Origin of the sequence: Roseburia sp. TF10-5 (genome assembly GCF_003462365.1) — a bacterium.
GTDB lineage: Bacteria > Bacillota > Clostridia > Lachnospirales > Lachnospiraceae > Roseburia > Roseburia faecis.
In genome coordinates this window covers 269,219-275,472 of sequence record NZ_QTYW01000003.1, presented here as the reverse complement: position 1 = coordinate 275,472, position 6,254 = coordinate 269,219, and the positions used below count along the sequence as shown (strand labels likewise).

General features: G+C 36.8%; 9 protein-coding genes. All 9 read right to left on the bottom strand.

From position 1 onward, the window contains the following. Window positions 1-715, bottom strand: a 715-nt coding sequence (locus tag DXD06_RS05150) for a DUF6033 family protein (RefSeq protein WP_117830888.1), incomplete at its 3' end; no start/stop codon positions are given. 131 nt (window positions 716-846) lie between these two features. Beyond that, window positions 847-1,593: a hypothetical protein gene (locus DXD06_RS05145; RefSeq protein ID WP_117830887.1), complete on the bottom strand. Its 747-nt coding sequence runs from the start codon at window positions 1,591-1,593 to the stop codon at window positions 847-849. Window positions 1,594-1,606: 13 nt separating this feature from the next. Beyond that, on the bottom strand, window positions 1,607-2,560 hold the full coding sequence (locus DXD06_RS05140) for a hypothetical protein (protein WP_117830886.1): 954 nt from the start codon (window positions 2,558-2,560) through the stop codon (window positions 1,607-1,609). A gap of 22 nt (window positions 2,561-2,582) precedes the next feature. Then, complete coding sequence (locus DXD06_RS05135) at window positions 2,583-3,071, bottom strand: hypothetical protein (protein WP_008115717.1); 489 nt, start codon at window positions 3,069-3,071, stop codon at window positions 2,583-2,585. Window positions 3,072-3,158: 87 nt separating this feature from the next. Then, on the bottom strand, window positions 3,159-4,196 hold the full coding sequence (locus DXD06_RS05130) for a DUF4885 family protein (RefSeq protein WP_117830885.1): 1,038 nt from the start codon (window positions 4,194-4,196) through the stop codon (window positions 3,159-3,161). Window positions 4,197-4,404: 208 nt separating this feature from the next. Further along, window positions 4,405-4,950 (bottom strand): hypothetical protein, encoded by a 546-nt coding sequence (locus DXD06_RS05125; RefSeq protein ID WP_117830884.1) that lies wholly within the window; start codon window positions 4,948-4,950, stop codon window positions 4,405-4,407. Window positions 4,951-4,966: 16 nt separating this feature from the next. Beyond that, window positions 4,967-5,143: a hypothetical protein gene (locus DXD06_RS05120; protein WP_243000861.1), complete on the bottom strand. Its 177-nt coding sequence runs from the start codon at window positions 5,141-5,143 to the stop codon at window positions 4,967-4,969. 388 nt (window positions 5,144-5,531) lie between these two features. Further along, window positions 5,532-5,918 carry a hypothetical protein gene (locus tag DXD06_RS17430; protein WP_243000860.1) on the bottom strand — a complete coding sequence of 129 codons (387 nt, stop codon included), beginning with the start codon at window positions 5,916-5,918 and terminating at the stop codon, window positions 5,532-5,534. Further along, window positions 5,915-6,217: a hypothetical protein gene (locus DXD06_RS17425; protein ID WP_243000858.1), complete on the bottom strand. Its 303-nt coding sequence runs from the start codon at window positions 6,215-6,217 to the stop codon at window positions 5,915-5,917. Before DXD06_RS17425 ends, DXD06_RS17430 begins: the two co-directional genes overlap by 4 nt. Window positions 6,218-6,254 lie beyond the last annotated feature (37 nt).

The window sequence follows — 6,254 nt, the reverse complement described above, 5'->3', positions numbered from 1 at the left end:
CAGAAATACTCACAGATTCTGCTACAAGGCTCTGTGTCATACTTTTTACATCATTACCAGTTATGGATAAGGTATAATCACCCGTTTCTTTTCTTTCTGCCGATTTTTCTGCACGTTGCTTTGCAGCTTTTTCTTCCTCTGCTTTTTTAGCAGCTCTTTTTTCTTTTACCTTTTCCTCTTTTTCTCTGTTCTCTTTTACTTTTCGTTCAGCATTCTCTTTCGCTATTTTCCCATCTGGATCATTTGTACCAGATATTGCCACCGAAATATTTCCGTTTTCATCAACCTTATAACTCAGATTTGTCAAAGTGCCCAAACATCCATTAACCGCACTTTTGGCACAATCTGGAATGGCTGCTAAGTTTTCCTCCAGATACTTTGCTTTTTCCGGATCATTCATACACTTCTGTAAAAATGCACTTGAAACGGATACTGTTGTCGGAACCCCTTGCATTGAAGTCGTTCCCGTATTCACATAATGGTATTTTCCCTGCAAGTATTTTGAATAATCATTTACATTACTATACCCTGTCTTAATCTGCTCTGTTTTTGTCACACCTGGACGTGATGTTTTTAATTCAACTGTACTGGTTGTCACGTTGCCGTCTTTTGTATTTGTACTATCCTTTTCACTATCTGTTTTTTTTACAGTATTCTTATAATTTGAAGCATAATACGATGTGTAACTGCTGTTATTGATACCCGTAATTGCCATAATCCTACCTCCCTGTTATTGAAACTTAAAATAATTTCTATTATATTGAACGACTTGGATATTTAATTTCTCTCAGCCTCAATATGATATGTAATTACTATTTTTATTTGTAAATCATAGTACTAACATCATCAAATCTTAATGCTCATCAATAACTGCTCTCTATTAGGCTGAATCATTGTATATTTCTCCTTAAATGAGGTAATTGCACCATACATCTTCTTTCCTAAGTTTTCAGTAATCTCATCCTTCCCCCTGGTTTTTTGCTCCTCAATGTAAGCCGATGCCAAAGTTGACCTTGTGGTAATTTTTGAAATTTTATTCATTTCTTCACCAATAATTCCACGGGCATGCTGATTGGTTGTCTCCATTGTCACAAAGTCATCCACTGTTTTTTTATATGCAGCATCTAAATTGCTTAACTCTTCATCCTTTGTAAGCTTATGAGTTCCATTTTCATCTGTCACATATATTTCCCGTGTACCAGATTCATATCCCTGAACAATTTCATCATACAACTCTGCATATACTGCAACATAACCGTTTGCTCTGTCTGTAGTGCTTAAAGCCTTTTTCCCAGCATTAGCAGCATCTTTGTTCAATTCTGCTGCTTTCTTTGAAATCTCATAACCATAATCTACATCACTGATTTTTCCACTTTTTAACAGTTCTCTCCTCTGAAGTATATCATCATAGGTTTCCTGCCCGTTCTGCTGTATATGTTTGCAATAATGCTCTATTCCATCATTAGAAATAGAAAGCTTTACGGATTGTTCCATCGTATGTTTTTCATTTGCCTGCTTATTTTCTTTCTGAACTTTAGCATCATTTTTTTCTATTATGGGATTCATATTATTCATATAACTAGATATTTTCATATTTTTACCTCTTTCAATTATTCAAATATCCCTGATCCAGTTCTTCTTTCGACCAGACTCTTTCATACGTTCCACCAATTTCGTCAAAAACCTTTTGCCATGTAGAAAATTTATGGATTTCCTCCATGCTATCCTTGTTATTCTGAAGCCATTCATACAGATTTTCATACATAGAACCAGAAAACCGGACACTCCAATTGTTTTTATAATTTTCATTGTCACTGTATGACATTCCATCAGCTCCTATGGATATAATTCCCTGATCTGTCCGTTTTGCCATTCCTCTAATCTCTAAATCAGCCCAGATAAAACCTTCTTCCCGACTCTCAATTAAATTAGGGTATTTGTCAAAATACATCTCCGCTAATTCTTCATACCTCTTCCGATCCGCTTCATTTTGCAGAAGAACCTTGCCACCTCTGCCTTCTTCACCGTCTTTTACTAAATACTGGATGCCGGTACCTGAATGTGTATTTAATGTAAATCCCTGCAAAGTCTCCACATCCAGCGAATCTTTATCCATTACATTCTGCAATGCATCTTTTAATTCATCATCTAATACCAGGGCATCGTAACTCATCGTTCCATGCTCAGAAATCAAAAACTGCTTTCCTGTTGTTTCATCCTGTCTTATTTTTATATCAGAATAGGAAAATGCCCCCAAACGCTCCCCGTCTTTATTGTATATATCAAAACATTCAGCTTCATTATCGGGTACGATTCTATAATTTTCGGATTCGTACTCTGAATATTCCTGTTTCAAAGTATTTATCGTTTTTCCTGACAGTGCCAGATAAGAATCCATCACTGTACTTTTCTTAGCACGATTGATATCCGCTCTACTGCTAATATCCTCCTTATCCACCGTCTGAGCCAAAGTGTCAGCCCACTTATTCTGGTTCCGATTTGGTTTTAGGTTGTTATAACCTGTTGAATAACGGCTCTCCGCTCCTATACTTCCAATCATTTTTTAAATTCCTCCCGACATTTTATTCTCTTATTTTAGATGCCAACACGGTATAAAATTCTTTTTCCTGTTGCAGATATGCTGCCCTTTCATCTGTAACGGCTGCCAGCGGATTTTCTATTCTCTCCAATACTTTGTCGATAGCTGCTAAATAACTTTCTTTCGTTTCACCAAAAATATTGTCATCACCACCTGTCAGAAAATCCTGCTCTACCGATAGCTGCGTTAATATACTGGTTACATCCGTCTGAAATGGATTAAAACCAGTTTCTTCCAATGTTTCCTGCCATGCTGCCTTGACACTCTGCGGCACTGTCTGAAGGTAATAACCACTCATATAAGCAATCTGCTTTTTGGTTTTTTCGTCTGCAAACTGATAGGTTCTGTTATTCGCTTTTTTTGTACTTTTTCCTTTCGATGGAATATAAGACCAGTTTGGTTCTCCATTACTACCAGAAGTAATTAGCTGTTCCCTTCCAACTGTTCCTATATTTGAAAAAGAGATTCCCATAAATCCACCTCCAACAGCTTGAGGTTTTCGTATAAAATTTTATTCAACCACTTCTTAAAGCGGTTCATACTTTCTGTCATCCATTGGTCACACTCTAGCTTCAAACATACTTTGGCTAACACCTTTCATCCACATATTCTGTGCTGCTCCATATCCTTTTTCCTGCCCTATATCATACAATCCACTGCTGTCAAAGCCTATTTTCAACACTAAATCATTTTCTTTCTTCCAGCCATTCTTAGCATATTCTAGCCATCTCTTAGAATAAAGTTCATACCCTGCACCATTTTTAGATTTTTCCTTAAACAATGCAAGTAAATCTGTACCATCCTCTGCAATAAAAGTACCATTTTTATATGTCGCATTGCGTGCATCATACCCGGTTGTCTCATACACTTCATGCCATAAAGAATATTGGTTTGCCTTTGTCATATTTGCCTGCGAATTAACAATTTCATTATCTGCATCATGCGTACAAATCCACGCATGTGTCCATATATTTTTCGCATTATCCCCTTCATTCAGTAATTTTTCTATCTGCGATAATGTATCTCTATCTGCATTTCCGGACACCTTTAGCTGATATGTATATGGGTCAATAGAAAATACCAAATCTGCCTGTTTTGATATTGATATCCCATTCTTTGAAAACAGATTTGATATCTGCTGATTTACAACACTTCTGGCATACTGTTTTTCCCTGTCAGTATTGCGTACATAACCAACACTTCTTGAACCACCTGTATATACATCCTTGTAATTTCTTAATGCATAATCATACCGGGCAAATCCAGCCGAATATTTTCCCCCTGTTTGTAACATTCTTTTCTCATTGCGGTAAGCTATGGAACGCTGATCTTCTGTCATATATGAGCAAAAATTAGGTGAGGTCACATCACAATATTTTGATTCGATATATGCCATTGGATCAGAATGAGACAAATTTTCTTTGTACACTTTATCATAATGCTCCTGCAAAACTTTTTGTACGAAACGATCTTCCTCTGTAAGTCCATCATACTGATATCCTACAGTTGTACCGGCGCTGGAATTATTGGGCAGCTTGTTTAAATCCCTGCCAGCTGGAATGTTGTTATAATAGTCAGAATTATTTACAGTAACCATATTATCCCCCTGCCTTATATAAGTCTTATAATCTGTATCATGTAAATCATACTGGAACCCTATCGATAAACTTTTTTCATTTTATTTTCCACATTTTTTCTTCATTATTCGGAGTTCTTCCGACTATGTCATCTATTGGATTTCTCTCAGCCTCAATATGATATGTAATCCAAGTTCTCTTTTTTTCCTATGTTCAAATGACTAAGCACTATTTATACTTACTATTTGCATTTGGCAAATTAAGATATGTATCCATACTTTTCGTCCAAAGCAACGATAAGTCAAACCTTCCCAATTTGTTTAAATCTTCTATGCTTTTTTTGAACATTGCGATAAAATCTCTTCTGTCGTTAAGTCCCATATTACCAGCTTCAAGCGGCAGAGACGTGAAACCTCCCTGCTTTTCCACTTTGTAATGTGCCTCCAATGCACGCATTTCGACTACTGTAGCATTTGATGGATTAACATCATTGATATAAATTCTTTGCTCAAACTCTTTCCCGTTTTCATCCACACCTTTCGCTAACACCACAGGATTTTCATCCGTCGAATCATCCGCATATTTAAGACAATAAGAAAGACCTGTACCATTACCTCCTGTCCACAACATATTATCTGTTGTAAATATCTGATATACCTTCGGTTTTTCTGCCGTATAAAATGTCTTTTCCCCAGATGCAGGAGTTTTCATTTGATTACCTTTTTGTTGACCGTACAATGAAGATACGGTATTCAGACCAGAACCAATGTGCATACTTCTATTCCTCCAATCATTTTATCTGAATTGTACCGTCTGCCATGACAAACTGTACATTTAACCCAGACATAATACCTTTGTGCTGAGTCTGTTTATATGCTAAAATTTCCCGGATATCGCTTGCGTAATCCTGATAGGTCAGATTCCCTCCCGAATATTTAATAGGCATCCAATGCTTTCGGCAGACCATGTCCCTCCTATTTACCATTGCATCTACCCATTTATCACATTCATTCCTTTTGAAATGCTTTCAACTTTCACCGAATCCTCAAATGTGACTGTCATCTGTGTATCGTAAGTTTTCCATTCAAACTGCGACCAGCTTACACCGTTACCGGTATGCTCATAAGCCTTGATTGCATCGTTATATTGCTTTTTTTATCGGATAAAATAACTTGTTCTCCCAGCCCCATATCATCACACTCGTTTACAACCCCAAAGTCATTTTACTTACGCTCCATAAATCCTATGATTGAAAAAATCAATCCTAAAACCATATGATTCTTCTGTCAATCAGAACCAATCTGCTTTCTCCTATCGGAGTCCAAGCATACACACTCTTGCAATATAACGTATCATCAGCTCCGAGCCTGTGCTTTCTGTATATTATCTGACCAATACTTATTGCTGAAAAAATTCCCATTTCTAGGCAAATTTCTGAACATATCCATAAGAATATCATATGACAAGCCTGATGTGTCCACAAACATCTCTTTCCCATCTTTAGATTTAACTGCAATTCCGTTATCACCCACATACGCTACTGTATTGTCATCTAATTTCTGTATTAATCCCGTCATTTCCCCAAATTTCTTTAGAGGGAACTCCCCGGATTCTTCACAAAGTTTTCGGAACTTTTCTGCATCCTCACCTACCATATACGGATATTTTCCGTCTCTAATATACCATGAAATTCCCGTTTCTGAATCCGTGTATTTAGGATCCGTTAATGCCCATTCTTTCAAAGGAACACCCTGGTACCATGCGTCATTTTTTCACTGGAATCATTGCTTATTTCTGGTTCTTCATTTTGAATTTCTTTCTCAGCAATTTCATCCTGCTCCTGTTTATCTACTCTATATGACGCGTTATATTTTAATGCCTCATAGATTTCTTGAACATTTGCATATTTGTTAACTGCTGCACCATCCGGTACCTCTAATACTTCCTTTTGTTGAAAAGTATGTGACTGGTTATATTTTGAACCAGGTTTTCTTCCTGCATAAATATTGCTATTTACAGCGGTATTTACCATATTTACCATATTTATAATCCCCCCTGTAGCGGTATCTCCTTCCCAT

Excerpts from the sequence above, each read along its gene's own strand:
- DXD06_RS05130 (WP_117830885.1), bottom strand. The coding sequence starts at position 4,196 with ATGGTTACTGTAAATAATTCTGACTATTATAACAACATTCCAGCTGGC.
- DXD06_RS05140 (WP_117830886.1), bottom strand. The coding sequence starts at position 2,560 with ATGATTGGAAGTATAGGAGCGGAGAGCCGTTATTCAACAGGTTATAAC.
- DXD06_RS17425 (WP_243000858.1), bottom strand. The coding sequence starts at position 6,217 with ATGGTAAATATGGTAAATACCGCTGTAAATAGCAATATTTATGCAGGA.
- DXD06_RS05120 (WP_243000861.1), bottom strand. The coding sequence starts at position 5,143 with ATGGTCTGCCGAAAGCATTGGATGCCTATTAAATATTCGGGAGGGAAT.
- DXD06_RS05135 (WP_008115717.1), bottom strand. The coding sequence starts at position 3,071 with ATGGGAATCTCTTTTTCAAATATAGGAACAGTTGGAAGGGAACAGCTA.
- DXD06_RS05125 (WP_117830884.1), bottom strand. The coding sequence starts at position 4,950 with ATGCACATTGGTTCTGGTCTGAATACCGTATCTTCATTGTACGGTCAA.
- DXD06_RS05145 (WP_117830887.1), bottom strand. The coding sequence starts at position 1,593 with ATGAAAATATCTAGTTATATGAATAATATGAATCCCATAATAGAAAAA.